This is a genomic window from Bradyrhizobium sp. USDA 4538 (assembly GCF_024171045.1).
Classification (GTDB): domain Bacteria; phylum Pseudomonadota; class Alphaproteobacteria; order Rhizobiales; family Xanthobacteraceae; genus Bradyrhizobium; species Bradyrhizobium australafricanum.
Genome location: NZ_JALJZE010000001.1, coordinates 6,849,729 through 6,871,607, shown reverse-complemented (window position 1 = coordinate 6,871,607; position 21,879 = coordinate 6,849,729). Strand labels below are relative to the sequence as shown.

General features: G+C 64.7%; 19 protein-coding genes and 2 tRNA genes. 10 read left to right on the top strand and 11 right to left on the bottom strand.

Features of this window, described 5'->3' with window-relative positions; translation table 11 throughout:
- Positions 1-166: 166 nt before the first annotated feature.
- From J2R78_RS31295 to J2R78_RS31285, 3 genes are all read left to right on the top strand, one after another.
- Positions 167-928, top strand: coding sequence for a hypothetical protein (locus J2R78_RS31295; protein ID WP_057019101.1), 762 nt, complete (start codon positions 167-169; stop codon positions 926-928).
- A 12-nt stretch (positions 929-940) separates the two neighbouring features.
- On the top strand, positions 941-1,702 hold the full coding sequence (locus J2R78_RS31290; protein ID WP_050385914.1) for an SDR family oxidoreductase: 762 nt from the start codon (positions 941-943) through the stop codon (positions 1,700-1,702).
- 448 nt (positions 1,703-2,150) lie between these two features.
- The gene (locus J2R78_RS31285; RefSeq protein ID WP_253605569.1) at positions 2,151-3,314 is read left to right on the top strand and encodes an IS4 family transposase; all 1,164 of its coding nucleotides are present in this window, start codon (positions 2,151-2,153) and stop codon (positions 3,312-3,314) included.
- A gap of 49 nt (positions 3,315-3,363) precedes the next feature.
- Here J2R78_RS31285 and J2R78_RS31280 read toward each other — a convergent pair whose 3' ends face one another.
- On the bottom strand, positions 3,364-4,587 hold the full coding sequence (locus J2R78_RS31280) for an MFS transporter (protein ID WP_253607993.1): 1,224 nt from the start codon (positions 4,585-4,587) through the stop codon (positions 3,364-3,366).
- 116 nt (positions 4,588-4,703) lie between these two features.
- Between J2R78_RS31280 and J2R78_RS31275 the strand changes: the two genes are divergently transcribed.
- Positions 4,704-5,960, top strand: coding sequence for a NupC/NupG family nucleoside CNT transporter (locus tag J2R78_RS31275; protein ID WP_253607992.1), 1,257 nt, complete (start codon positions 4,704-4,706; stop codon positions 5,958-5,960).
- Between the two features lie 107 nt (positions 5,961-6,067).
- On the opposite strand, the gene J2R78_RS45445 is transcribed toward J2R78_RS31275, so the two are convergent.
- Positions 6,068-6,298: an MGMT family protein gene (locus tag J2R78_RS45445; protein ID WP_076830218.1), complete on the bottom strand. Its 231-nt coding sequence runs from the start codon at positions 6,296-6,298 to the stop codon at positions 6,068-6,070.
- 235 nt (positions 6,299-6,533) lie between these two features.
- Between J2R78_RS45445 and J2R78_RS31270 the strand changes: the two genes are divergently transcribed.
- Positions 6,534-7,514 (top strand): dienelactone hydrolase family protein, encoded by a 981-nt coding sequence (locus tag J2R78_RS31270; protein ID WP_253607991.1) that lies wholly within the window; start codon positions 6,534-6,536, stop codon positions 7,512-7,514.
- A 231-nt stretch (positions 7,515-7,745) separates the two neighbouring features.
- Here J2R78_RS31270 and J2R78_RS31265 read toward each other — a convergent pair whose 3' ends face one another.
- Positions 7,746-8,312 (bottom strand): cupin domain-containing protein, encoded by a 567-nt coding sequence (locus J2R78_RS31265; protein WP_253607990.1) that lies wholly within the window; start codon positions 8,310-8,312, stop codon positions 7,746-7,748.
- A gap of 99 nt (positions 8,313-8,411) precedes the next feature.
- Positions 8,412-8,702, bottom strand: a complete 291-nt coding sequence (locus J2R78_RS31260; protein ID WP_026192965.1) for an usg protein — start codon at positions 8,700-8,702, stop codon at positions 8,412-8,414.
- A gap of 395 nt (positions 8,703-9,097) precedes the next feature.
- Here J2R78_RS31260 and groES point away from each other — a divergent pair, with 395 nt between their 5' ends.
- From groES to J2R78_RS31240, 4 genes are all read left to right on the top strand, one after another.
- A complete protein-coding gene (gene groES / locus J2R78_RS31255; protein ID WP_021077770.1) occupies positions 9,098-9,412 on the top strand; it encodes a co-chaperone GroES in 315 nt (104 codons plus the stop codon).
- Positions 9,413-9,457: 45 nt separating this feature from the next.
- On the top strand, positions 9,458-11,098 hold the full coding sequence (groL, locus tag J2R78_RS31250; protein WP_157343304.1) for a chaperonin GroEL: 1,641 nt from the start codon (positions 9,458-9,460) through the stop codon (positions 11,096-11,098).
- A gap of 714 nt (positions 11,099-11,812) precedes the next feature.
- On the top strand, positions 11,813-12,028 hold the full coding sequence (locus J2R78_RS31245) for a hypothetical protein (protein WP_092090127.1): 216 nt from the start codon (positions 11,813-11,815) through the stop codon (positions 12,026-12,028).
- Between the two features lie 40 nt (positions 12,029-12,068).
- Positions 12,069-12,266 (top strand): hypothetical protein, encoded by a 198-nt coding sequence (locus J2R78_RS31240; RefSeq protein ID WP_253607989.1) that lies wholly within the window; start codon positions 12,069-12,071, stop codon positions 12,264-12,266.
- An 18-nt stretch (positions 12,267-12,284) separates the two neighbouring features.
- Here J2R78_RS31240 and J2R78_RS31235 read toward each other — a convergent pair whose 3' ends face one another.
- The 6 genes from J2R78_RS31235 to J2R78_RS31210 all read right to left on the bottom strand — a co-directional run bounded on the left by J2R78_RS31235 (position 12,285) and on the right by J2R78_RS31210 (position 19,617).
- Positions 12,285-13,304, bottom strand: a complete 1,020-nt coding sequence (locus tag J2R78_RS31235; RefSeq protein ID WP_375167076.1) for a Crp/Fnr family transcriptional regulator — start codon at positions 13,302-13,304, stop codon at positions 12,285-12,287.
- Between the two features lie 49 nt (positions 13,305-13,353).
- Complete coding sequence (locus J2R78_RS31230; RefSeq protein WP_253607988.1) at positions 13,354-16,716, bottom strand: adenylate/guanylate cyclase domain-containing protein; 3,363 nt, start codon at positions 16,714-16,716, stop codon at positions 13,354-13,356.
- 226 nt (positions 16,717-16,942) lie between these two features.
- A complete protein-coding gene (locus J2R78_RS31225) occupies positions 16,943-18,094 on the bottom strand; it encodes a slipin family protein (protein ID WP_253607987.1) in 1,152 nt (383 codons plus the stop codon).
- A 338-nt stretch (positions 18,095-18,432) separates the two neighbouring features.
- Positions 18,433-18,499: transfer RNA gene (locus J2R78_RS31220), tRNA-Ile, on the bottom strand.
- Between the two features lie 2 nt (positions 18,500-18,501).
- A tRNA-Phe gene (locus J2R78_RS31215) sits at positions 18,502-18,573 on the bottom strand.
- 204 nt (positions 18,574-18,777) lie between these two features.
- Entirely contained in the window at positions 18,778-19,617 is an 840-nt protein-coding gene (locus J2R78_RS31210; protein WP_253607986.1) for a LysR family transcriptional regulator, read from the bottom strand.
- Between the two features lie 123 nt (positions 19,618-19,740).
- On the opposite strand from J2R78_RS31210, the gene J2R78_RS31205 reads away from it, so the two are divergent.
- The gene (locus tag J2R78_RS31205; RefSeq protein ID WP_028336826.1) at positions 19,741-20,334 is read left to right on the top strand and encodes a cysteine hydrolase family protein; all 594 of its coding nucleotides are present in this window, start codon (positions 19,741-19,743) and stop codon (positions 20,332-20,334) included.
- A gap of 22 nt (positions 20,335-20,356) precedes the next feature.
- Here the strand turns inward: J2R78_RS31205 and J2R78_RS31200 are convergent, their stop codons facing one another.
- Positions 20,357-21,853, bottom strand: a complete 1,497-nt coding sequence (locus J2R78_RS31200; protein ID WP_253607985.1) for an AMP nucleosidase — start codon at positions 21,851-21,853, stop codon at positions 20,357-20,359.
- Positions 21,854-21,879: the final 26 nt, after the last annotated feature.

Genomic DNA, 21,879 nt, shown 5'->3' with positions numbered 1-21,879 from the left:
TCGATGGCCGGAACAGGGCACCCGGACGGACCATCGCCAGGACCGGCGGCCCCGACCCGCGCGACCGGCCATCGCACGTCCCGTCACGGGGAATTGGGGTTGGATGCATCCTCGAAATTGGCTACTAGTTTCCCGCCGAGAAACTCGGACCGTCTGAGGGCTTTAAATGACCTATTGCTGCGGAATTCTGGTGCGCGACGGGCTCGTCATGATCGCCGATACCCGCACCAATGCCGGCCTCGACAACGTCTCGACCTTCCGCAAGCTGCACATCTTCGAAAAGCCCGGCGACCGCATCATGGCGATCGCCAGCGCCGGGAATCTGGCGATCAGCCAGTCGGTGCTGTCGACCCTGACCGAGGGCATGGAAAATCCGGACACCGGCGAGCTCGAGACGCTGATGAACGCCCCGACCATGTTCCAGGCGGCGCAGCGGATCGGCCGCGCCATCCGCTCGGTGCACGCCACCGAGGGCGATGCGCTGCGCGCCGAGGACATCTCCTTCGACGTCTCGTTCCTGTTCGGCGGCCAGATCAAGGGCTCGCGGATGCGCCTGTTCATGGTCTACACCGCCGGCAACTTCATCGAGTGCACCACCGACACGCCGTACCTGCAGATCGGCGAGCACAAATACGGCAAGCCAGTGCTCGACCGCGCCATGCACTACGACGTCGAGCTCTACGAGGCGCTGAAGACCGGGCTGATCTCGATGGATTCGACGATGCGCTCCAACCTCGGCGTCGGCCTGCCGATCGACGTGCTGGTCGTGCGCACGGACGCCTGCGAGGCCGATCTCAACCACCGCATCGAGGCCGGCGAGCCTTATTTCCACGACCTGCGCTCGCGCTGGTCGGCGGCGCTGCGCGCGGCGCACCAGAACATTCCACGCCCACCCTACAAGAACGAAACCGAAGCAAAAACCAAGTAAGAGGAAACTCGGATGACTGAGGCAACCAGCAAGATCGCACTCGTGACCGGCGCCGGCACCGGCGTCGGACGCGCCGCGTCGCTCGCTTTGATGGACAAGGGCTACACCGTGGTGCTCGCCGGACGCCGCATGGAGATGCTGGAAGAGACCGCCAAGCTCGGTCCCGCCGGCAAGAGCCTGTGCGTGTCCGCCGACATGGCCAACCCGGCCGCGATCGCGGCGCTGTTCGACAAGGTGAAGGCGACCTATGGCCGGCTCGATGTGCTGTTCAACAATGCCGGCATGGGCGCGCCGCCGGTGAACTTCGAGGATCTGCCGCTCGAGCAGTGGCAGGCCGTGGTCAACACCAACCTGACCGCGCCGTTCCTGTGCACCCAGCACGCCTTCCGCATCATGAAGGACCAGACGCCGCGCGGCGGCCGCATCATCAACAACGGCTCGATCTCGGCGCATGCGCCGCGGCCGTTCTCGGCCGCCTACACCTCGACCAAGCACGCCATCACCGGCCTCACCAAGTCCTCCAACCTCGACGGCCGCATGTATGACATCGCGGTCGGCCAGGTCGATATCGGCAATGCCGCGACCCCGATGACCGACCGCATGGTCAACGGCCCCGGCGTGCTGCAGCCGGACGGCACCACCAAGCACGAGCCGCGCATGGACGCCAAGGCGGTCGGCGACGCCGTTGCCTACATGGCAGGCCTGCCGCTCGACGCCAACGTGCTGTTCATGACGGTCATGGCGACCAAGATGCCGTTCGTCGGCCGCGGCTGATCTGCTCCTTCTCCCTGCTTGCGGCAGGACTATCGCGACGGCCGGCCGGGCTTGTCCCGGCCATGCCGTCGCAGGGGGCGCCGCCAAAATATCGAAAACAACCCCATGCAAAGTAGCCGGCAGCTGCCGGCGTTCGACACGGCAACTTGACACGTCGGGCAAATCAGCGATACTTTTCCATTATTCCGAAATCATGAAAAGCTTGCCCCGGGGCTCATCTTCCCCTTCTCCCCGCGCGCGGGGAGAAGGTCGGGATGAGGGGGAGTCTCCACAAGGACGGTGAGAGACAAACGCGCGGAGAGTCCCCCTCACCCGGATTGCTGCGCAATCCGACCTCTCCCCGCAAGCGCAGGGGTGTCCGGGGAATGATTCACTGTGTCGCGGTGCATGCTCGGCAGGACCGAGGCAAATCGGTCTTTTCTGGTTGTCGAGACACAGAGGGCCGAGCATGCGATATCGCGGTAGCATTTTTGGAAGGCTGCTTGAACCGATCAATCGACGGCAGTTTCAGACGGTTGTGGATCGTCTGGACGGGGATGCCTACGACAAGTCGTTCAGGAGCTGGGATCATCTGGTGGCGCTGATCTATGCCCAGCTTAGCGGCAACAGCAGTCTGCGCGGGGTGGTGACTGGCTTCAACGCCAATTCGCAGCATCACTATCACTTGGGAACCGGCAAGCTGTCGCGCTCGACGTTGTCCGATGCCAATGCCCGCCGTCCGATCGGCATTTTCGCGCAAACCTTTGCGGCGCTGTCGGCGATGGCGCGTCGCCAGCTGCGGAGTGAAGGCATGGAGATGGTGCGTCTGATCGACGCCAGTCCGATCCCGCTCGGCAAGGTCTGCAGTTGGGCGACGTGGAACGGCCGCATCCGCGGCATGAAGCTGCATGTCGTCTACGACCCAAGGAGCGATGTCCCGACCTGCGTCGAGATGACGGCCGCGAACGTCAATGACATCGAGATCGGCCGACAGACCCCAATCCAGCCCGCCACCACCTATGTGTTTGACAAGGGCTATTGCCGTTTCGACTGGTGGCAGAAGATCAATGATAGCAAGGCTTTCTTCGTTACCCGGGCGAAGACGAGCATCCGTCTTCGCTCGCTCAGGCATCGCGCCATCCGCAAGCGTAACGGGGATGGCTTCGAAATCCTTGCCGATGACGAGGTGAAGCTCACCAGCAAGGGCGATTCGCGCCTTCCAATCCCGCTCCGCCGCATCAAGATCAGACGCGAGAAAGGCGGCAAGATCACACTCCTGACCAACGACCTTGTCCGTAGCGCCGTCGAGATCGCCGCCCTCTACAAGAGCCGATGGCAAATCGAGCTGCTGTTCCGCTGGATCAAGCAGCATCTCGATATTCGCAAGTTCCTCGGCGCCAACGACAACGCGATCCGCCTTCAGGTGCTCGCTGCGATGATTGCCTACCTGCTGCTGCGCATCGCCGCTCACACCAACTGCATCAAAATGCTCCCGCTCAGGTTCGCCGAACTCGTCGGCCAGCTCCTGCTCACGCGTCGATCCCTCGCTGCCATCGACAAACCTCCGCCCATCAACCCCAGCCGTCGGAAATCAACCATCTCACCTGACCAGATGGAGCTCCGCTATGCCTGAATTTCCCCGGACACCCCTGCCGCACGCGGGGCGAGGTAAGGGAAGTGCCCTACTCCAGCTTCTCGACGTCCCGCAGCGTCGGGAATAGCTTCATCCAGAGCAGCGCGACCGCAACCGTGGCGACGCCGCCGAGGACGGCCGACGGCACGGTGCCGAGCAGCGCCGCGGTGACGCCGCTCTCGAACTGGCCGAGCTGGTTCGACGCGTTGATGAACAGGAAGTTCACCGCGCCGACACGGCCGCGCATCTCGTCGGGGGTGGCGAGCTGCACCAGCGAGAAGCGGATCACGACGCTGATCGTGTCCGCGGCGCCGAGCACCGCGAGCGCCAGCGCCGACAGCCACAGCCAGTGCGACAGCGCGAACACCACCGTCGCGACGCCGAACACGATCACCGCCTGGAACATGCGCATGCCGACACGGCGGTTGATAGTGTGCCGCGCCAGCACCATCGTCATCAGGAGTGCACCGACCGCGGGCGCGGCGCGCAGGATACCGAGGCCGAGCGGGCCGGCTTGCAGGATATCGCGCGCATAGATCGGCAGCAGCGCGGTGACGCCGCCGAACAGCACCGCGAAAAGATCGAGCGAGATGGTGCCGAGGATCGCCGGATTGCTGCGAACGAAGGTGACGCCGGCAAACAGGTCGTCCGACGACTCGCCGTTCTTCACCGGCGCCTGCTGCAGCCGGCCGATGCCGCCGGTCAGCAGCGCGCCGAACAGCCAGAACACCATCATGATGCCGTAGGGCGCGCTCGGCATCAGGGCATAGGCGAAGCCGCCGAGCGCGGGTCCGGTGATGGTCGCGACCTGCGCCGCGCCGCTCGAGATCGCGGTCGCCCGCTGCAGCGAGCCTTGCGGCGCGATCAGCGGCAACAGCGCGGCGGTCGCCGGACTCTCGAACGCGCCGGCGATGCCGAGCACGAAGGTCGCGACGAAGATCTGGATCTCCGAGATGGTGCCGGCAAAGGTGCTTCCGGCGAGAAACAATGCGGTCAGCGCCTCAGCGATCTGGCAGGCCTGCACCACGCGCTTGCGCTCGAAGCGGTCGGCGGCGTGGCCGGCGACGAACACCAACAGCGCGGTCGGCAGAAACTGCACCAGTCCGACCATGCCGAGGTCGAACGCGCTGCCGGTCAGATCATAGATCTGCCAGCCGATCGCCACCGCGCCGATCTGGCTGGAGAAGCGCGACAGGCTGCGCGACGACAAGAAGAACAGGAACGGTCTGTGGCCGAGCAGATCGCGGGCGCCGGCCGGCGTGGCGGAGGACATGGATGATTGCGTGGCCGAGCGCCTGCAACTTGTCAATGGATACGAGATGAACGCGCAACAGCATTGCGCTGCGCGAGGCCCCTGCCCATAATCCCGCGAGGTTTTTTGGGGGCGTGATGCTGCAGTTGCAATCGGCGTTCGGCGTGGTGGCGTTGCTCTTGATCGCCTGGGCGCTGAGCGAGAATCGCCTGAAGGTGTCGCTGCGCCAGGCGGCGATCGGACTTGCCGTCACGATCGTCACTGCGCTGGTGCTGATCAAGGTGCCGCTGGTGACGCAGGCCTTCGGCGCGATCAATGACGCCGTCGGCACCATCGCCGCCGCGACGCGCGCCGGCACTGCCTTCGTGTTCGGCTATGTCGGCGGCGGCCCGGCGCCGTTCGATCCCAAGGCGCCCGGCTCGGATTTCATCCTCGCCTTCCAGGCGCTGCCGATCGTGCTTGTGATGAGCGTGCTGACGACGCTGTTGTTCTATTGGCGCGTGCTGCCGCCTGTCGTGCGCGGCATGGCCTGGCTGCTCGAGCGCACGCTCGGCGTCGGTGGCGCGGTCGGGCTCTCGACCGCGGCCAATATCTTCCTCGGCATGGTCGAAGCCCCGCTCTTCATCCGTCCCTACCTCGCTCAGCTCACCCGCAGCGAATTGTTTCTGGTGATGACCGGCGGCATGGCCGGGATCGCCGGCACGGTGCTGGTGCTGTACGCCACGCTGCTGGCGCCGCTGATCCCGGATGCGGCCGCGCATTTCGTCATCGCCTCGGTGCTCGGCGCGCCGGCCGCGATCCTGGTCAGCCTGATCATGGTGCCGGAAACGTCCAGCAAGCGCACCGGCGGATCGCTCGACAATCCCGACATCCAGGTGTCGTCGACGATGGACGCCATCGTGAAGGGCACGGCCGCCGGGCTCGAGCTCTTGATGAACATCATCGCGATGCTGCTGGTGCTGGTCGCGCTGGTGTATCTGGCGAACGCGATCATCGGCCTACTGCCGGAGATCGGCGGCGCGAAGATTTCGCTGCAGCGCCTGCTTGGTTACGTCATGGCGCCGGTGTGCTGGCTGATGGGCCTGCCCTGGCCGCAGGCGATCACGGCGGGAAGCCTGATGGGCACCAAGACCGTGCTGAACGAGTTGATCGCCTATGTCGACCTGTCGAAGCTCGGCCCCGACGCGCTCGATCCGCGCTCACGGCTGATCATGCTCTACGCGATGTGCGGCTTTGCCAACTTCGCGAGCCTCGGCATCATGATCGGCGGCCTCGGCATCATGGCGCCCGAGCGACGCGACGAGATCAACGCGCTCGGGTTGAAGTCGATCGTCTCAGGCACGCTGACGACCTGCCTGATGGGCGCGATCGTGGGGATGCTGACACAGCCGTAGACGCAGTAGCCCGGATGGAGCCAACGGGTCGCGCGAACGCGCGCCCGATGACAGGCTCCGCGCAATCCGGGGCGGTGCTGACGCGGTGAAGCTCCCTGTCAAGCGGATCATTGTTGGGCCGGCCGACGGCGCGGACGCACGTAGCCGCGCATTGAGCCGTCGCTTGCAATAACGCGATGACAGGGGATCGATGGGTCGTCATTCGTGCGCATTATGGCACCGACCGCGCGTGCAGCCTTCGGATTGCCGGCTTTGGCAGCGACAGCTTTGTACGTCATGGCCTTCCCCTTTGGGATCTTGCGCACGATGTCGCGGACCTTATCTGAAAAGGTTTTCATAGGCCGAGTGTAGCAGATTTCTCAGAGGGTTTGTGGGCAGCTATTGGCCCCTAGCGTCGTTTGCCGCGCAGTGCCGGCGTGGACGCAAATGGAGCATTGCGGACATCGACCGGCGGCTCAGCCCGATGCGATTCGACGTGAATGGACCCAGCTCGGACATTCGGCAAACGTCGAGCTATTTTTCTGCTACATGTGGCATCGGATTTCCCGGGCGGGGGGGGGGGGGGGGGGCGCCATGAGCGACGAGCGCGTGGAGCGGAGACAAGCAGCCGTGCCGTCTGCAGACGAGGCGAATATCGAGCCCATCTTGCCGGATATGGCTGCACGCACCGAACTGCATTCGATTGACACCTTGACGCTATCGGATACGCAATTTTTGCGCGGTGAGGCCGTCGGGAAGGCAACGACGACTTCTGGACAGCTCCGGCTCGCGACGAACTCTGGTCAGTTGCCGGTCGTGGTCCTGCAGCATGGTTCCGCCGGTATGGCGCCTAACGTCGAGATGTGGGTCAGGGAGCTCAACAAGATCGGCGTTTCGACATTTGCGCTCGACGGCTTCACTGGACGTGGGCTCATCGAGGTAAACACCAATCAAGCCCTGCTCGGCCGCCTCAATTTCATACTCGACATCTATCGTGCCCTCGAGGTGCTGGCGAAACATCCGAGAGTCGATCCGGCACGCATCGCGCTGATGGGCTTTTCGCGTGGGGGCCAGGCCACCCTCTATGCGAGCCTCAAGCGCTTCCATCGGCTGTGGAATAGGTCAGGCGTAGAGCTTGCGGCCTACGTTTCGTTCTACCCGGATTGCGCGACGAAATTCCTGTCAGATACCGATGTCGTCGGTCGACCCATCCGCATCTTCGGCGGTACGCCGGATAACTACAACCCGATTGCCGCTTGTAAGGCGTACGTCGAGCGGCTGCGAGCCGCTGGCGCAGATGTCCAACTGACCGAGTATCCAAACGCCTCGCACGCATTCGACAACCCGCTCGGTGCGCAGCCTGCAGCGATGCAGCCTGCATACCAGAGTGTGCGCAATTGCTTGATCGAAGAGGATGCCGATGGGCTGCTCATTAACACCGACACCAAGCGGCCATTCGCCTATACGGACACGTGCGTCGTGCACGGCGTGCACATCGGCCACGATCCGGTCGCTACCCGTGAAGCCAAGCAAGCCATCAAGGCAATCTTCAAAAAGGCGTTCCAACTCCCATGATCGGGCGACGACCGGATGTCGCCTATTGGCCCATCGCGACATCTTGCGTTGCCGCACGAACTTGGTCGCTATCGGGGCAAAGCGGACGTAGAGTCACGCCGACGGTTTTATGGGTACACGGCCTGGAAAATCGGCATGCCCGCGCTTGACCGGGCATCATCAAAACTGAAAGAGTCTTGCGAAGCAGGATGGATGGCCGGGTCAAGCCCGGCCATGACGAGCGCGTGAGCACTACGCCTTCAGCTCCACCGTCTTGAACTCGGCCGGCAGGATCACCTCCAGCAGTTCGACGTCGTCGGAGTAGTCCAGGATCATGTGCCGGATGCGCGGCGGCTGGGTCCAGGCGCTGCCTTGCTGCATCAGCGTCTCGCCCTCGCCTTCCATGTAGGTCTTCACCCAGCCCTTGAGCACATAGACCATCTGGAAGTCGACATCGTGGAAGTGCAGCTTCGACACCTCATCGGGATTGCACGGTCCCTGCAGCCGGATGACGTGTGCCTGCGCCAGGCCATGCGAGGCGGCGGCGATGCCGAGGTCGCGGTACTTGGCATAGGCGCGCAGCCCGTCGGCCTTGAAATCCTCTTCGCGGTGATGGCTGATCGCGACGCGCTGCTTCGGCCGCGCCTTGGTCGCAGCTTTCGGCGCGCTCTTCTTGGCCGCCGAGACGCGGCCTTTCGACTTGATGGTCTTGCGCGCGGACGATTTCGCGGACGTCTTCTTGGCGCCGGCGCCGAGCCCCGACCATTTCTTCTTCACCGCGGTCTTGGCTGCCGATCTTGATGCCGTCTTCTTGGCCATTGTTTCGCCTCCCGTCTTTTTGTGACGGAGAGAGGCTAACACAAGTCGCGCGCCGCGAGGCGAGCAAAGGCGCACAGCGCGCTTTTGCCCCCTTGCCCACTAATGCAGCCGGAACACGCCGTCGACGGCACGCAGCTCGGCCGGCTTGACCAGCTTGGAATGCGCCACCGTCACCGAAAACAGCGGGCCTTCGAGCTTCGCCTGCCAGAACGCGAGGAAATCCTGCAGCGCCGGGAATTTCGGAAACAGGTCGTAGTTCTGCCAGACATAGGTCTGCAGCAACGAGGGGTGATCCGGCATCCGATAGAGGATTTGCGCCGTCGTCAGCCCGTACCCCAGCAACTGCTTCCGGAAATCGTCGGAAACAACCCCACCAACTCGCGAGACCATGCCAACCTCCTGTGACGGAGCGCATTCACGTGGTGGCCGACCTCCCCCGCCGGACCACCGGCAATGGATGCGCTCACATGAGAGAAATGTGACGCACGCGACTAACCCATCTCAAGCCTAAATGTTTAATAGGTTGTTGAAATTTCTTGCGTTGGCAGCAGCTTACCGCATCTGCTAATAGCCCCGGCGACCCCTCTTGGGCGGCATTAAGGATGCCGAAATGATCTCGGCATCCTTTTGGCAGGCCGCACTCACGAGTGCCAATTTTTCTGCTAGAGGCACTTGCCCGCCGCCAAGGCTTGGCCTATCTCCTGCCCAACCAGTCTGGCACTCGCTTGGCTGGACTGCCAACTCTCCAAAAATCTACAGCATCTGCAAATGTTTAGGAGGACTGCATGAAATTCCGTCCGCTTCACGACCGCGTCGTGGTTAAGCGTATCGACGCCGAAGAGAAGACTGCTGGCGGCATCATCATTCCGGACAGTGCCAAGGAAAAGCCCTCGCAGGGCGAAGTCATCGCCGTTGGCCCGGGCGGCCGCGATGAAGCTGGCAAGCTGATCCCCATCGACGTCAAGGTCGGTGACCGCGTCCTGTTCGGCAAGTGGTCGGGCACCGAGGTCAAGATCGACGGCGAAGACCTGCTGATCATGAAGGAAAGCGACATCATGGGCGTGCTCGACGTCCCCGCTTCCAAGAAGAAGGCGGCCTAAGCGCCTCTTTCCCTCCCAGGTTAAATCTCTCAAGGAAAAACTCAGATGGCAGCTAAAGAAGTCAAATTCTCCGTCGAGGCGCGCGACAAGATGCTGCGCGGCGTCGACATCCTCGCCAACGCGGTGAAGGTCACCCTCGGTCCGAAGGGTCGCAACGTGGTGCTCGAGAAGTCGTTCGGCGCTCCCCGCATCACCAAGGACGGCGTCACCGTCGCCAAGGAGATCGAGCTCGAGGACAAGTTCGAGAACATGGGCGCCCAGATGGTGCGCGAAGTCGCCTCCAAGTCCGCAGACGCGGCCGGCGACGGCACCACCACCGCGACCGTGCTCGCGGCTGCGATCGTGAAGGAAGGCGCCAAGTCGGTCGCCGCCGGCATGAACCCGATGGATCTGAAGCGCGGTATCGACCTCGCGGTCGAAGCCGTCGTTGCGGACCTCCAGAAGAACTCGAAGAAGGTCACCTCGAACGAGGAGATCGCCCAGGTCGGCACCATTTCGGCCAACGGCGATGCCGAGATCGGCAAGTTCCTCTCCGACGCCATGAAGAAGGTCGGCAACGAGGGCGTGATCACGGTCGAGGAAGCCAAGTCGCTCGAGACCGAGCTCGACGTCGTCGAGGGCATGCAGTTCGACCGCGGCTACATCTCGCCCTACTTCGTCACCAACGCCGACAAGATGCGCGTTGAGATGGACGACGCCTACATCCTGATCAACGAGAAGAAGCTCTCCTCGCTGAACGAGCTGCTGCCGCTGCTCGAGGCCGTGGTGCAGACCGGCAAGCCGCTGGTCATCGTCGCCGAGGACGTCGAAGGCGAAGCCCTCGCCACCCTCGTCGTCAACCGCCTGCGTGGCGGCCTGAAGGTCGCGGCCGTCAAGGCTCCGGGCTTCGGCGATCGCCGCAAGGCCATGCTGCAGGACATCGCGATCCTGACCGGCGGCCAGGCCATCTCGGAAGACCTCGGCATCAAGCTCGAGAACGTCACGCTGCAGATGCTCGGTCGCGCCAAGAAGGTGATGATCGACAAGGAGAACACCACGATCGTCAACGGCGCCGGCAAGAAGGCCGACATCGACGCCCGCGTTGCTCAGATCAAGGCGCAGATCGAGGAGACCACCTCGGACTACGACCGTGAGAAGCTGCAGGAGCGTCTCGCCAAGCTCGCGGGCGGCGTCGCGGTGATCCGCGTCGGCGGCGCGACCGAGGTCGAGGTGAAGGAGCGCAAGGATCGCGTTGATGACGCGATGCACGCGACCCGCGCGGCTGTCGAGGAAGGCATCGTCCCGGGCGGCGGCGTCGCCCTGCTCCGCGCCTCCGAGCAGCTCAAGGGCCTGCGCACCAAGAACGACGACCAGAAGACCGGCGTCGAGATCGTGCGCAAGGCGCTGTCGGCTCCCGCTCGCCAGATCGCGATCAACGCCGGTGAAGACGGTTCGGTCATCGTCGGCAAGATCCTGGAGAACAAGACCTACAACTACGGCTTCGACTCCCAGACCGGCGACTATGCCGACCTCGTCAAGAAGGGCATCATCGACCCGACCAAGGTCGTGCGCACCGCGATCCAGAACGCTGCCTCGGTTGCCGCGCTCCTGATCACCACGGAAGCGATGGTTGCCGAGCTGCCGAAGAAGAACGCCGGCGGCCCCGCGATGCCTCCGGGCGGCGGCATGGGCGGCATGGACTTCTAAGCGACGAAGTCGTCCCGGACGGTGCAGCGCGAAGCGGTGCACCGCAGAGCCGGGATTTCGCTCAACGACAACGAAATGCAAAACCCCGGCAGCGATGCCGGGGTTTTTGTTTGCGACAGGCTCGCCCGGCGAATTGCCGCAGCGCGGCCAATGTGAATACGTCCATAATCTCACGCTGTCGCAGCAGCCTCACGCTGCTCTCAGCATGCAGGTTATGCACAACACTCTCCGTAAATATACGTTGGTCTGAGTTGACAATTTCAAAAAAAATTTCGTGCGAGAGTCGCAAACCGAACCGACAGCGTCATCTTCGTCCCGCACAGTAGGCTCGGGACAAGATCGAAGTTCACTCTCAACAATCTGAATTGAGCACGGAGCGTCAGCTCCCGTGACGCGAGCAAGCGTTGCGGAGAATGCTTTCACTTGCGAGGGAGGCAGTGCAGTGAGCGAAAGCGACAAGGTTCTCAGCCGAGCCGCCTGAAGAAGCGGCGTTGAAGTCACATCGAGGATTCGTTCAAGGAGGGACCTGGCCGGTTGGAAGAAGCCCAGTGACGAGAGCATGCAGCCCCCACTGCCCGATGCTCCGTCAACCGCCGCAGGTGCGCGATGCCCCCCCAACTACCCCGCGCACCGACCTAGGGCCAATCCAACCGGCCGGACTATTCTGCAAGGCAAAAGGCAAAAAGCAAAAGGCAATTTGGGAGGGAGGCGCTCATGGGCATGGTGATGGTCAGATGTCCGCAAACCGGGCACGCGATTTCCACCGGAATCAAGACCGATCGCGAGAGCTTTCGACGCAGTACCGTGTTCTTCTCGCGCACGGCCTGTCCATTTTGCCGCGCGGATCACGCCTGGTTTGCGCGGGACGCCTGGGTCGATGAGCCGAGCATCCGCGTGCGGCGACGCCGCGGCGGCGGTTCACCGGCCTGAAAGTGGCCACCACTTTTGACGACCGCGATGGAGGGACACCATGGCGCAGGTACAGATCACGACGGAAACGTCTGCCTGGCTGCTGCAGGCCAAGGACTTTCTCGATGAAGCACGACGGCTGAAGCCCGGTCCGAAGCGCAATGAGTTGCGCGAGACCGCAAAGGTGCTGCGCGAGATTGCGAAGCTCGAAAGGGTATCCTCCCCCACGCGGGAGCTTGATCGGCGGCCAGGAAGCTGATCGCAGCAGGGAACGCGCTTACACGGCGTCGTCAGCCTCGATTTCCGGGATGCGCGGATCGTTGGCCGGCGCCATTCCTCGCGTTCGAACCTTGTCGCCCGAGAAAATCTCCTCGGCCTCGAGACGCATGACGCGATGGCATTCGCACGCCGCCGCCAATAGCCGCGCCCGGTCGATCTCGATCTGGCCTCGTTGATCCGACCTGATCGCACCGCGCTTGCGCAGATTGCCCATCAGCAAGGTCACCGTCGTTCGCCGTACGCCGAGGATTTGCGACAGCGCTTGCTGGGTCAGCGGGAGGACGTCGCTGTCGACGCGGTCGCGAAGCTGAAGCAGCCAGCGCGCCATCCGCGCCTCGACCGGGTGGAGCGCATTGCAAGCGGAGCCGAGCTGAAACTGGATCAGCATCGATCTGACGTGCTTCTGGATTGCCTGCCGAATCCCTGCACTGCGGCCGAAAGCGGCATGAAAGCGCGCCGCCGGAACCCGCGAGGCGGTACCGGCCGCACGAACGACGGCGGTAATGCCTGACGGCGAGGCTCCGAGCACCGAAAGACTGCCCACGGCCCCTTCGCATCCGACCACGCCGGTCGCGACCGTCTGCCCATCCGCCATGTCGATCATCAACAGGATCGCGCCACTGTGAGGAAAGAAGACGTAGTCGATCTCGTCACCGGCGCGCGCCAGGACTGCATCCTGTTCGAGCGCAACGGTCTCAAGTTCGGGTCTCAGGAGGTCCAGATCCGCCGGCGACAATGTCGCGAGAAGGCGATTACAAGTTCCACCGGAATTGCTCACCTGCGGGAACGTCAATGGTCGCACAGCATACTCACTCGAACACGGGATGAAAAACATATTCCAAACGCTTGACCGCAAGGCGGAATTCTCCGCGGCGGCGTCCTTAAAGTTAGATGCAAATGCGCCAGCGGACGCAATAGCAAAATGCGCATTGTCGCACCGTAGAACTTCGGGAACCCAACAGTTCCAGTTTCGTATCGCTCGCGGCGCGCGCGATATCCGAGCCTGCTCTTTCACCATCTGCGCGGGCGTGGGCGGACGCGGTGTGACCGCGCCGCTGCGGCACCCGTCAAGACGCGCGCGAGTGGCGGTCCGGCCACTGATGCGCCTGCGCGAGCAGTTCCTGCGCGTCCTTGATCTCGGCAAGATCAAGCGCCGGATCGAAACCGGCGAGCACCGGCGCCAGCAATTGAGATATCTCCTCTGCGCGGCCGCTGCGGCTGTAAAGACGTGCAAGTCCCAGCGCGCTGCGCAGCTCGAACGTCCTGGTCTGCTGCCTTCGCGCGATCTCGAGGGCGCGATGGAAGGCATCCTCGGCGCCGGACATGTCGGGGCTGTGACGACGCGACAGCAGCCCACCCTGCACGCGGTAGAGTTCGGCATCCAGCCAGTGCTGCCCGGACTGCTCCGTCGCCTCGATCAACTCATTGATGATGTCGAGCCCGGCATCGACATGCCCGGCCTCCGCATTCGCCACGGCAATCTGCAATCCCCAGAACGGTTCACAGAGGTAGCAGTCGTTCTCGTGAAGCAACGACCAGCCACGTTGCATCTCCGCGAGACCTGCGGCGCGGTCGCCGGCACGCCACTTCTCCAGACCATTGAGATAGGTGCCGGCGGCGACATACAACGGCATCGTGTGATCGCGCGCCAGGCCGAGGGCCAGGATCGTGTCGGTCTGGCGCAACCTGCTGCCGCACAACCCGTCGAAGACGGCCTTGTGAACCAGCGCATTGGCGCGCGCGAGCGCGCGCTGTTTCCCGGCGACGTCCACCGCTGCGCCCGCGAGCTGCCGCGCCCGATCGATCTCGCCACGCGGCCAAAGCACCAGGGCGAGGAATCTCATGATGACGAACGGCAAGTCGAGCGTCGACGCCTTGAAGGTTGCCGGATCCGGCTCGGTCGCATAGGCCGCGAAGGCCTGCTCGAGATGGATGCCCGCGTTCACGTACTCGCCCGCGAACCAGGAGGTTACCCCGCTGGTCCAGCGCGCGACGATGCTCGCCACCGGCGACTGCGGATGCCGCTCCGCTGCGCCCATGATCGCATCCGCCAACTCCCGCATCGGCGCGAGCTCGCCGTGGGTCAGGCAGGCGTTGAAGAGGCCCGACTGGATCGGCGCCAGTTCGATCGGATCATCGATGTCGGAGGCGAACTGCCGGGCGCGGGTCCAGGCGGCGACCGTCTCGGGGGCGCTGTGCCCGAGACTGCCCCGCAGCGCGCGGCCGTAGGCGATTTGCAGATGGAGCCGGCCGATCATCCGATCCGGCTCGTCGGGCAGTTCATCGGCGATGGCGACCGCCTTGCCGAGATGCGCGATCGCCTCGCAATAGGCCGAGCGCTTCAGCGCCTGCTGACCGGCCTTGCGCCACCACGCCAGCGCGGTCTCGCCGAGCCCTGCCTCGGTGAAATGGAAGGCGACGACTTCCGGCTCGATCTCGGCCATCTCGGCAAACTTGTCGCGCAACACATCGCCGATATGCTTGTGAAGCAATTGCCGGCGGCTCTTGAGCAAGCTCTCGTAAGCCGCTTCCTGGACCAACGCGTGCTTGAAGCTGTAGCTTGCGTCCGGCGGCACGCCCCGGCGCAGCAGCAGCTCGGCCTCTTCGAGCTGGGCAAGCGCCGCGGCAAGCGTCAGATCATCGCGCCCAGCCACGCTGCGCAGCAGCGCATATGAGAACTCGCGGCCGATCGCGGCGCCGATCTGCGCCACCTCCTTGACCGGCGCCAGCCGGTCGAGCCGTGCCATCAGCGAGTCCTGCAGCGTTGCCGGGATCGCCAGCGGCGGCAGCGGATTGTCGAGGCGATAGCGCCCGGCATTCTCGACCAGCAGCCCCGACTCCATGACCATCTTGGTCAGCTCCTCGACGAACAGCGGGACACCATCCGTCCGCTCGATGATCTGCGCCATCATCTCGCCGGGCAGCAACCGGCCGACGGTCACCTGCTCGATCAGCGCGCGCGTATCCTGCCGGTCGAGCCGATCGAGCCGCAGCAGGCTGACATTGGCGAGCCCCGCCCATGGCGGCTCGAACTCCGGCCTGAACGTCATGAGCATCAGGATCGGCAGCCCCCTGATCCGGTCGACCGCGAGGTCGAGCAGCTCGAGCGACGTGGCATCGGCCCAATGCACATCTTCGCAGACGACAAGCACCGGCTGCTGCCGGGCGAGGCCCTCGAGCTGGTCGAGCAGCGCTGCGAATGTCTGCCGCCGCTGCTGCGCCGGGCTGAGGCCGAGCGGCGGATAGCGGTCGCCGGTCGGGATCGACAGCAGCGCTGCGATCAGCGGTGTCACGGTGGGCACATGCTGCGTGCCGAGCGCCAGCATGGCTTCGAGCTTGTCCAGCTTCTGCTCCGGCGCATCTTCCGACCTGATGCCGGCGGCACGCTCGAGCTGGCCGACAAAGGGGTGCAGCGCGCTGTTGGTGTGATAGGGCGAGCATTGATACCGCACACGGCGGTGTGTTCCGGGCGCCAGGCTGTCGGAGAGCATCGCCACGATCCGCGATTTGCCGATACCCGCTTCGCCCGATATCAGCACCGCCTGGCCCTGGCCCTGCCACGCCAGTTGCTGGCGCGACAGCGCAAATTCGATCTCCGCCTTGCGGCCGACGAAGCCGATCGAGCGCGCGGTGCGCACCGCCTCGAAACGGCTTTCCGATGCCGGCTCGCCTTCGACGGCCCACACCGCGATCGGCTCGGAGATGCCCTTGACCTCGCGGCGGCCGAGGTTGCGAAGCGTGAACAGATTGCCGAGCAGCCGGCGGGTCGAGGCCGCCACGACGACGACGCCCGGCTCCGCCAGGCTCTGCAGCCGCGCGGCGATGTTCGGCGCATCGCCGACCAGCGCCTGCTCCTCCGACGCGCCGCCAGAGACGAGGTCGCCGACCACGACGAGCCCGCTCGCGATCGCGATCCGCACCGCAACGCCCTCGTCCGCGCGGGTCTCGAGCTTGCCGATTGCGGCGATGACGTCGAGGCCGGCGCGCACCGCGCGCTCCGCATCATCCTCGTGGGCACGGGGATAGCCGAAATAAGCAAGGATCCCATCGCCGATAAATCTGGCAACGGCGCCGTCATATGTCGTGATCACCTGCGCACAGGCTGCGCGATAGGCGCGGATCACCTCCCACATGTCCTCGGGATCGAGACGTGCCGATAACGCCGTCGAGCCGACCAGGTCGCAGAACATCACGGTGAGGTGGCGGCGCTCGGCATCGTGCGGTGAAACCGGCGCGGCGATCAGTTCGGCTTGATTGAGATCGGCGATCGCGCGCAGCATCTTGCGGCGATGGCCGAGCAGGACGCCGAGCCTGTCGAAGTCTTCATCCGTCAACTCGGGAAGAACGCCGAGGTCGATCCCGTTCTCGGCAAAACGCAGCGCGTATTGCCCAAGTCCCAGCTTCTCGAGCCATTCCGCAATCTGCTGCACTGGCTTCACCGACGGGTTGACGGCTGGCCGAATGGACCACGGTGCATGAACGTTATCGCAATCTGACCGGAGTGGCACCCTTGTTTTGCGGCGTGGCGCGGGACATGCGAACAGTACCGTGGCGGTGCCCAGTTACAGCCGTCTGCACGCTAACATTCGTACGGGTGCCGGCGGTCCGTCCCGGCGAAAAAAATCGAAGGGCCGCCCGTGGGCGGCCCTTCCTGTCTTACGCGCTCTCGGGCGCCTTGAGACGCACCAGCTTGGTCAGCAGCGCATCGAGGCCCTGGCCCTCCCCCGCATGCAGGTCGATGCGGCCGACCTTCTCGACCAGACGCTCGAGCGACTCCAGCTCCTTGAGCCGCAGCAGCAGAGGGTTCTCCTCCATCAGCCTGGCGGTGTTCAGGAGCGAACGCGTCGCCGCGGTCTCCTCCTGGCGGCGGATCAGGTTGGCCTTCGCCACCCGCTCCGCCTCCACCACCTTGTTGACCAGCTCGCGGATCTCGCCGGGCAGGATCACGTCCTTCACGCCGAGCTCGGTGACCTCGACACCGCTGTCCGCGACACGATCGCGGACGAAGTCGCGAAGCTCCGTATCGAGCGCCGCCTTCGCAGACAGCACCTCGTCCAGCGTGCGGCCGGCCACCGCCTCGCGGATCGCGAACTGCACCAGGCGGTACAGCCACGCATCCACGTCGGGCACCGTTGTCACGACCCGCTCGGGATCGACGATCCGGCGGAACGCGGTCAGCGTCACGCGCAGCGCGATGCGATCCTTGGTCAGCATCTCCTGCGCCGTGATCTCGACCGCCTGGGGACGCAGATCGAGGCGCTTGACCTCGATCTTGCGGCCCGCGATCCAGAACGCGTGCCGGCCGGGCGCGAGCCGCTCGACCAGCTTGCCCTCGACCGTGAGCAGACCGGCCTCGTGGTTCTCGACCACCGCCTCGGTGATGACGCCGGCCCGGTTGGGCTGGATCATCGCGAGATGGCGTGCCGTGACCCGGGGATCGCTGGTGACGTCGATGCGCTCGACCTCGACCGACGTCGCGACCTTCCAGTACACGCGCGTCTGCCAGGGCGTCATCAGCTGCACGGGACGACCGTCGAGGCTGACGATCGCGATCTCGTTCGCGCGGGTTTCGACCGCCTCGAACAGCTCGTCGGCGAGATCAGGGCGCGCGGCCTTGATCACCGCGAAGCGATCCGCGGGGAATTCGGTCCGCACGACGCTGAACAGCTCGGCCTTGAGCTGATGCAGGGGATCGAACAGGCGGTGACGTCCGGGCGCGAGCACCTGCTCGAGCCGGCCGTTGCGCGTCAGCAACGCGCGCTCGCCATCCTTCACCGTCAAATTGGTCGTCAAGAAGTGCCAGGTCATGACACGCCTCCATCGTTTGCCATCAGGCCCATGGGCCTGAGAGCGGGTTGCATTTGGCAAAGGACGTGAGGACGCGAACGCGGCTTCCTGTCAGCCAAGCGGGCCGTGGCTTAAGGCTTGCGCGATGACGGGCGCACGCGCGCGTTCGCGCGACGAATGTCGCGCAGCCGAGCGGAGCCACCCGGCATCAGCGCAAGCGGTATCCACCGCGGCGCAAAGCCGGTCTCACAGTGTCGATGTTCGGACGAAATGCCTTGCGGCAGGACGGCCGGACTGCGACTGAAGCGCGCGTCCGGTCCCCTTCAGAGGTATCAGCTTTACAGGCTGAAACGGAGCGCTTGGAGCGGGAATCGAACCCGCGACCCGATGAGTATCATTCACCTGCTCTAACCAACTGAGCTATCCTTTGTGAGAGACCGGATTCGAACCGATGCCTTCGGGATTTCATCCCCGACGCTCGACCATGAGCTTCATCTCGCGATCTTCATTTCGGCGGAACACGACACCGCAAAGCGGCTCGCGCCAGTCGGGATCTCAACGAGCCCGAACCCGTGGCCGAAGCAAAGGAGCGGGCTAATAGACGAAGCACGTCCGGGTTGCAAGGGGGCTGCGTGTGATTTTTTCATGACGGGGCGCTGCTGTGACCCACGCGTCGCGGCACGTCCCGCCATTGCGAGGGCACCTCACCCCCTCTGCGCGGCATCCTGGAAGCAGGCGCGCAGCCAGTCGATGGTGACGCGCGTTGCCGCGTCGCGCTTGAGATGGTTTTGCACCAGGAGCCAGACGTCGCGTCGCTTCGGCAGCAGCGTGGCGCGCAGACGGCGGTCGGTCAGCAGGCCGGCACAGCTGTGCTCCGGCAACACGCCGACCGCGTGATGCGACTGAATCAGCGTGTGGATGATCCGGACATTGTCGGTGACGCAGCGCGCGCGAAGCCGCTTCGCGCGCAGGAACTGCATTTCCGGAATCCCTCCAAGCTCGTCGGGATAGGCGCACAGCATCGCTTCGCCCGCTGTCGTCGCGGCCGGCTCGAAGAAATACGACCTGACCTCGGCAAGCTTCGAGATCGCAAAGTCGCCCTTGTCCGGCTTGCGCAAGCGGATCGCGAGATCGGCCTCCCAGCGCGAGAATTTTACATTGTCGCTCGACGTCAGAAACTGCAGCGTCAGGCCTGGATGGGCGCGCAGGAATTCACTTGTGCGCGGCGCCAGCACCTCCTCGGCGATCGCGCTGGTGGAGGCGATGCGCAGCCGCCCGACCGGACCAGGCAGGCTTTCGCCGATCCGGCCGATCTCCTCGGCATGCGCCGCCATCGCCTCGATATGCGCGAGCACCATGTCGCACTGCCGAGTCGGCTTGCGGACGCCATCGACGGCCTCGAACAGGCGCAGGCCGAGCGCGCGCTCGATCCGCGCCAGCCTGCGCCCGACCGTGGTCTCGTCGATGCGCAGCCGCGCGCTGGCGCCCGCGTAGGTGCCCTCGTCCCTGACGGCCGCGATGATGCGAAGATCGTCCCAGTTCATGGCGGCAGGCTACATCGCGCGGCTGCCGCCTGCAATAACGCAGCCACTGGCTGCAATATCCCTGCATAACAGCAGGCCGATCTCGGGCTATGTTTTCGGCGACACATCCGCTGGAGAACGACCATGACGTCAGCCAAGACATTGATGCAGCTTGCCGGTATCGACCTCACCCCGCCCCGCCTCGGCGACAGCTGCCTGGTGCTGATCGATATCCAGAACGAATATCTGGCCGGTCCGCTGGCGCTGCCCGACGCCAACCCGGCGATTGCGCGCGCCACCGCATTGCTCGCGCGCGCCCGGGAAAGCGGCGCCGCGATCATCCACATCGCGCACAAGGGCCAGCCGGGCAGCCTGTTCGACCGCAGCGCGGAGCGTGGCGCGATCGTCGCGCCGCTGGCGCCGCGGCCGGGCGAGATCGTGATCGAGAAGCAATTGCCGAACGCGTTCGCCGGCACCGACCTCAACGCGCAGCTTGCCGCGACCGGCCGCAAGGAGCTGGTGCTGGCCGGCTTCATGACGCATATGTGCGTGAGCTCGACGGCCCGCGCCGCGCTCGATCTCGGCTTCCGCACCACGATCGACGCCGACAGCTGCGCCACCCGCGACCTGCCCGACGGCGTCGGCGGCACGATTGCCGCAAGGCTGATTCACGACGTCGCGCTCGCCGAACTGTCCGACCGCTTCGCGATCATCGCCCGCGGCAACGCGCTCGCCTGAGGGCCGCTCCGCTCTGCGTTCGCTACTGAAACGCGACCTCGGCAAAGCTGCGCAGCTTGCGCGAATGCAGGCGTTCGGATTCCTGCTGCTTGAGCCGCTCCAGCGCCCTGAGACCGATCTCAAGGTGCTGGCCGACGCGCTGGCGGTAGAATTCGCTGGCCATGCCTGCGAGTTTGATCTCGCCGTGCAGCGGCTTGTCGGAGACGCATAGCAGCGTGCCGTAGGGTACGCGGAAGCGATAGCCGTTGGCGGCGATCGCCGCCGATTCCATGTCGAGCGCGACCGCGCGCGACTGCGACATGCGCCGGATCACCTGCGGCCCGCTGATCTCCCAGTTGCGGTTGTCGACGCTGGCGACCGTGCCGGTGCGCATCAGCCGCTTGAGCTCGAAGCCGGTGAGCCCGGTCACCTCGCCGACGGCTTCCTCAAGCGCGACCTGCATCTCCGCAAGCGCCGGGATCGGCACCCAGAGCGGCAGCTCGTGATCGAGCACGTGGTCCCCGCGCACATAGCCATGGGCGAGCACATAATCGCCGAGCCGCTGCGTGTTGCGCAGTCCGGCGCAGTGCCCGATCATCAGCCAGGCATGCGGCCGCAGCACCGCGACGTGATCGGTGATGTTGCGCGCATTGGACGGACCGATTCCGATATTGATCAAGGTAATGCCGCGATAGCCGGGCCGGACCAGATGAAAGGCCGGCATCTGCGGGACGCGTTCGGACGGGGTCCCGGTGGTGCCGCCGCCGAGCCGCGCATTGTGCATGATCACATTGCCGGGCGCGACGAAGGCCTCGAGACCGGCCTCGCCCGACGCAAGCCGCTGCTGGGAGAGCTGCACGAAGGCATCGACATAGAACTGGTAGTTCGTGAAGATCACGAAATTCTGGAAGTGCTCCGGATCGGTGCCGGTGTAGTGGTAGAGCCGGCGCAGCGAGTAATCGACCCGCGCCGCGCGGAACAGCGCCAGCGGCTCCGGCACGCCCGGCGTCAGCTCAAAGGTCCCGTCGGCGATCGCATCGTCCATCGCGGCGAGATCGGGCGTATCGAAGATGTCGCGCAGCGACCTTGTGAACGCCGAACTGTCGGCGATGGTCAGCGCCGCCTCGATATTGATGTCCCGGCGGTAGGCGAAATGGATCGGGATCGGTTCGTTCGACTCGCCGATCTCGACCGCCACGCCATGGTTCTTGATCAGGAGCCCGATCTGCTCGGTGAGATAGGTCCGGAAGATATCGGGGCGCGTGATGCTGGTCTCGTGGACGCCGGGTCCTGCGACGAAGCCGTAGGCAAGCCGCGAGTCGAGCCGCGCATGTGACGAGGTCGTGATACGGACGAACGGGTAATGTGCCCGCACCCGCGTCGTGAACGGCACGCCGTTGACATAGGCCTCAAAGCGATTGCGAAGGAAGCCGGTGTTGCGCTCGTAGATCTCTTCGAGACGGACAACGGCGGCTGCGGCATCGACGAACGCTTCGGTCGTGATCGGCGGCGGGATTTCGATGGAGGGTGTGGGAGACATGTTCGCGTTGCACCAGATCCGTTGCC

Bases quoted from the DNA above. Each gene is read 5' to 3' on its own strand.
- J2R78_RS31240 (WP_253607989.1), top strand. From the start codon at position 12,069: ATGGCGCAGGTACAGATCACGACGGAAACGTCTGCCTGGCTGCTGCAG.
- J2R78_RS31210 (WP_253607986.1), bottom strand. From the start codon at position 19,617: ATGAACTGGGACGATCTTCGCATCATCGCGGCCGTCAGGGACGAGGGC.
- J2R78_RS31285 (WP_253605569.1), top strand. From the start codon at position 2,151: ATGCGATATCGCGGTAGCATTTTTGGAAGGCTGCTTGAACCGATCAAT.
- J2R78_RS31205 (WP_028336826.1), top strand. From the start codon at position 19,741: ATGACGTCAGCCAAGACATTGATGCAGCTTGCCGGTATCGACCTCACC.
- J2R78_RS31295 (WP_057019101.1), top strand. From the start codon at position 167: ATGACCTATTGCTGCGGAATTCTGGTGCGCGACGGGCTCGTCATGATC.
- J2R78_RS31265 (WP_253607990.1), bottom strand. From the start codon at position 8,312: ATGGCCAAGAAGACGGCATCAAGATCGGCAGCCAAGACCGCGGTGAAG.
- J2R78_RS45445 (WP_076830218.1), bottom strand. From the start codon at position 6,298: ATGAAAACCTTTTCAGATAAGGTCCGCGACATCGTGCGCAAGATCCCA.
- J2R78_RS31290 (WP_050385914.1), top strand. From the start codon at position 941: ATGACTGAGGCAACCAGCAAGATCGCACTCGTGACCGGCGCCGGCACC.
- groL (WP_157343304.1), top strand. From the start codon at position 9,458: ATGGCAGCTAAAGAAGTCAAATTCTCCGTCGAGGCGCGCGACAAGATG.
- J2R78_RS31200 (WP_253607985.1), bottom strand. From the start codon at position 21,853: ATGTCTCCCACACCCTCCATCGAAATCCCGCCGCCGATCACGACCGAA.
- J2R78_RS31235 (WP_375167076.1), bottom strand. From the start codon at position 13,304: ATGGTGAAAGAGCAGGCTCGGATATCGCGCGCGCCGCGAGCGATACGA.
- J2R78_RS31260 (WP_026192965.1), bottom strand. From the start codon at position 8,702: ATGGTCTCGCGAGTTGGTGGGGTTGTTTCCGACGATTTCCGGAAGCAG.
- J2R78_RS31225 (WP_253607987.1), bottom strand. From the start codon at position 18,094: ATGACCTGGCACTTCTTGACGACCAATTTGACGGTGAAGGATGGCGAG.
- groES (WP_021077770.1), top strand. From the start codon at position 9,098: ATGAAATTCCGTCCGCTTCACGACCGCGTCGTGGTTAAGCGTATCGAC.
- J2R78_RS31245 (WP_092090127.1), top strand. From the start codon at position 11,813: ATGGGCATGGTGATGGTCAGATGTCCGCAAACCGGGCACGCGATTTCC.
- J2R78_RS31275 (WP_253607992.1), top strand. From the start codon at position 4,704: ATGCTGCAGTTGCAATCGGCGTTCGGCGTGGTGGCGTTGCTCTTGATC.
- J2R78_RS31270 (WP_253607991.1), top strand. From the start codon at position 6,534: ATGAGCGACGAGCGCGTGGAGCGGAGACAAGCAGCCGTGCCGTCTGCA.
- J2R78_RS31280 (WP_253607993.1), bottom strand. From the start codon at position 4,587: ATGTCCTCCGCCACGCCGGCCGGCGCCCGCGATCTGCTCGGCCACAGA.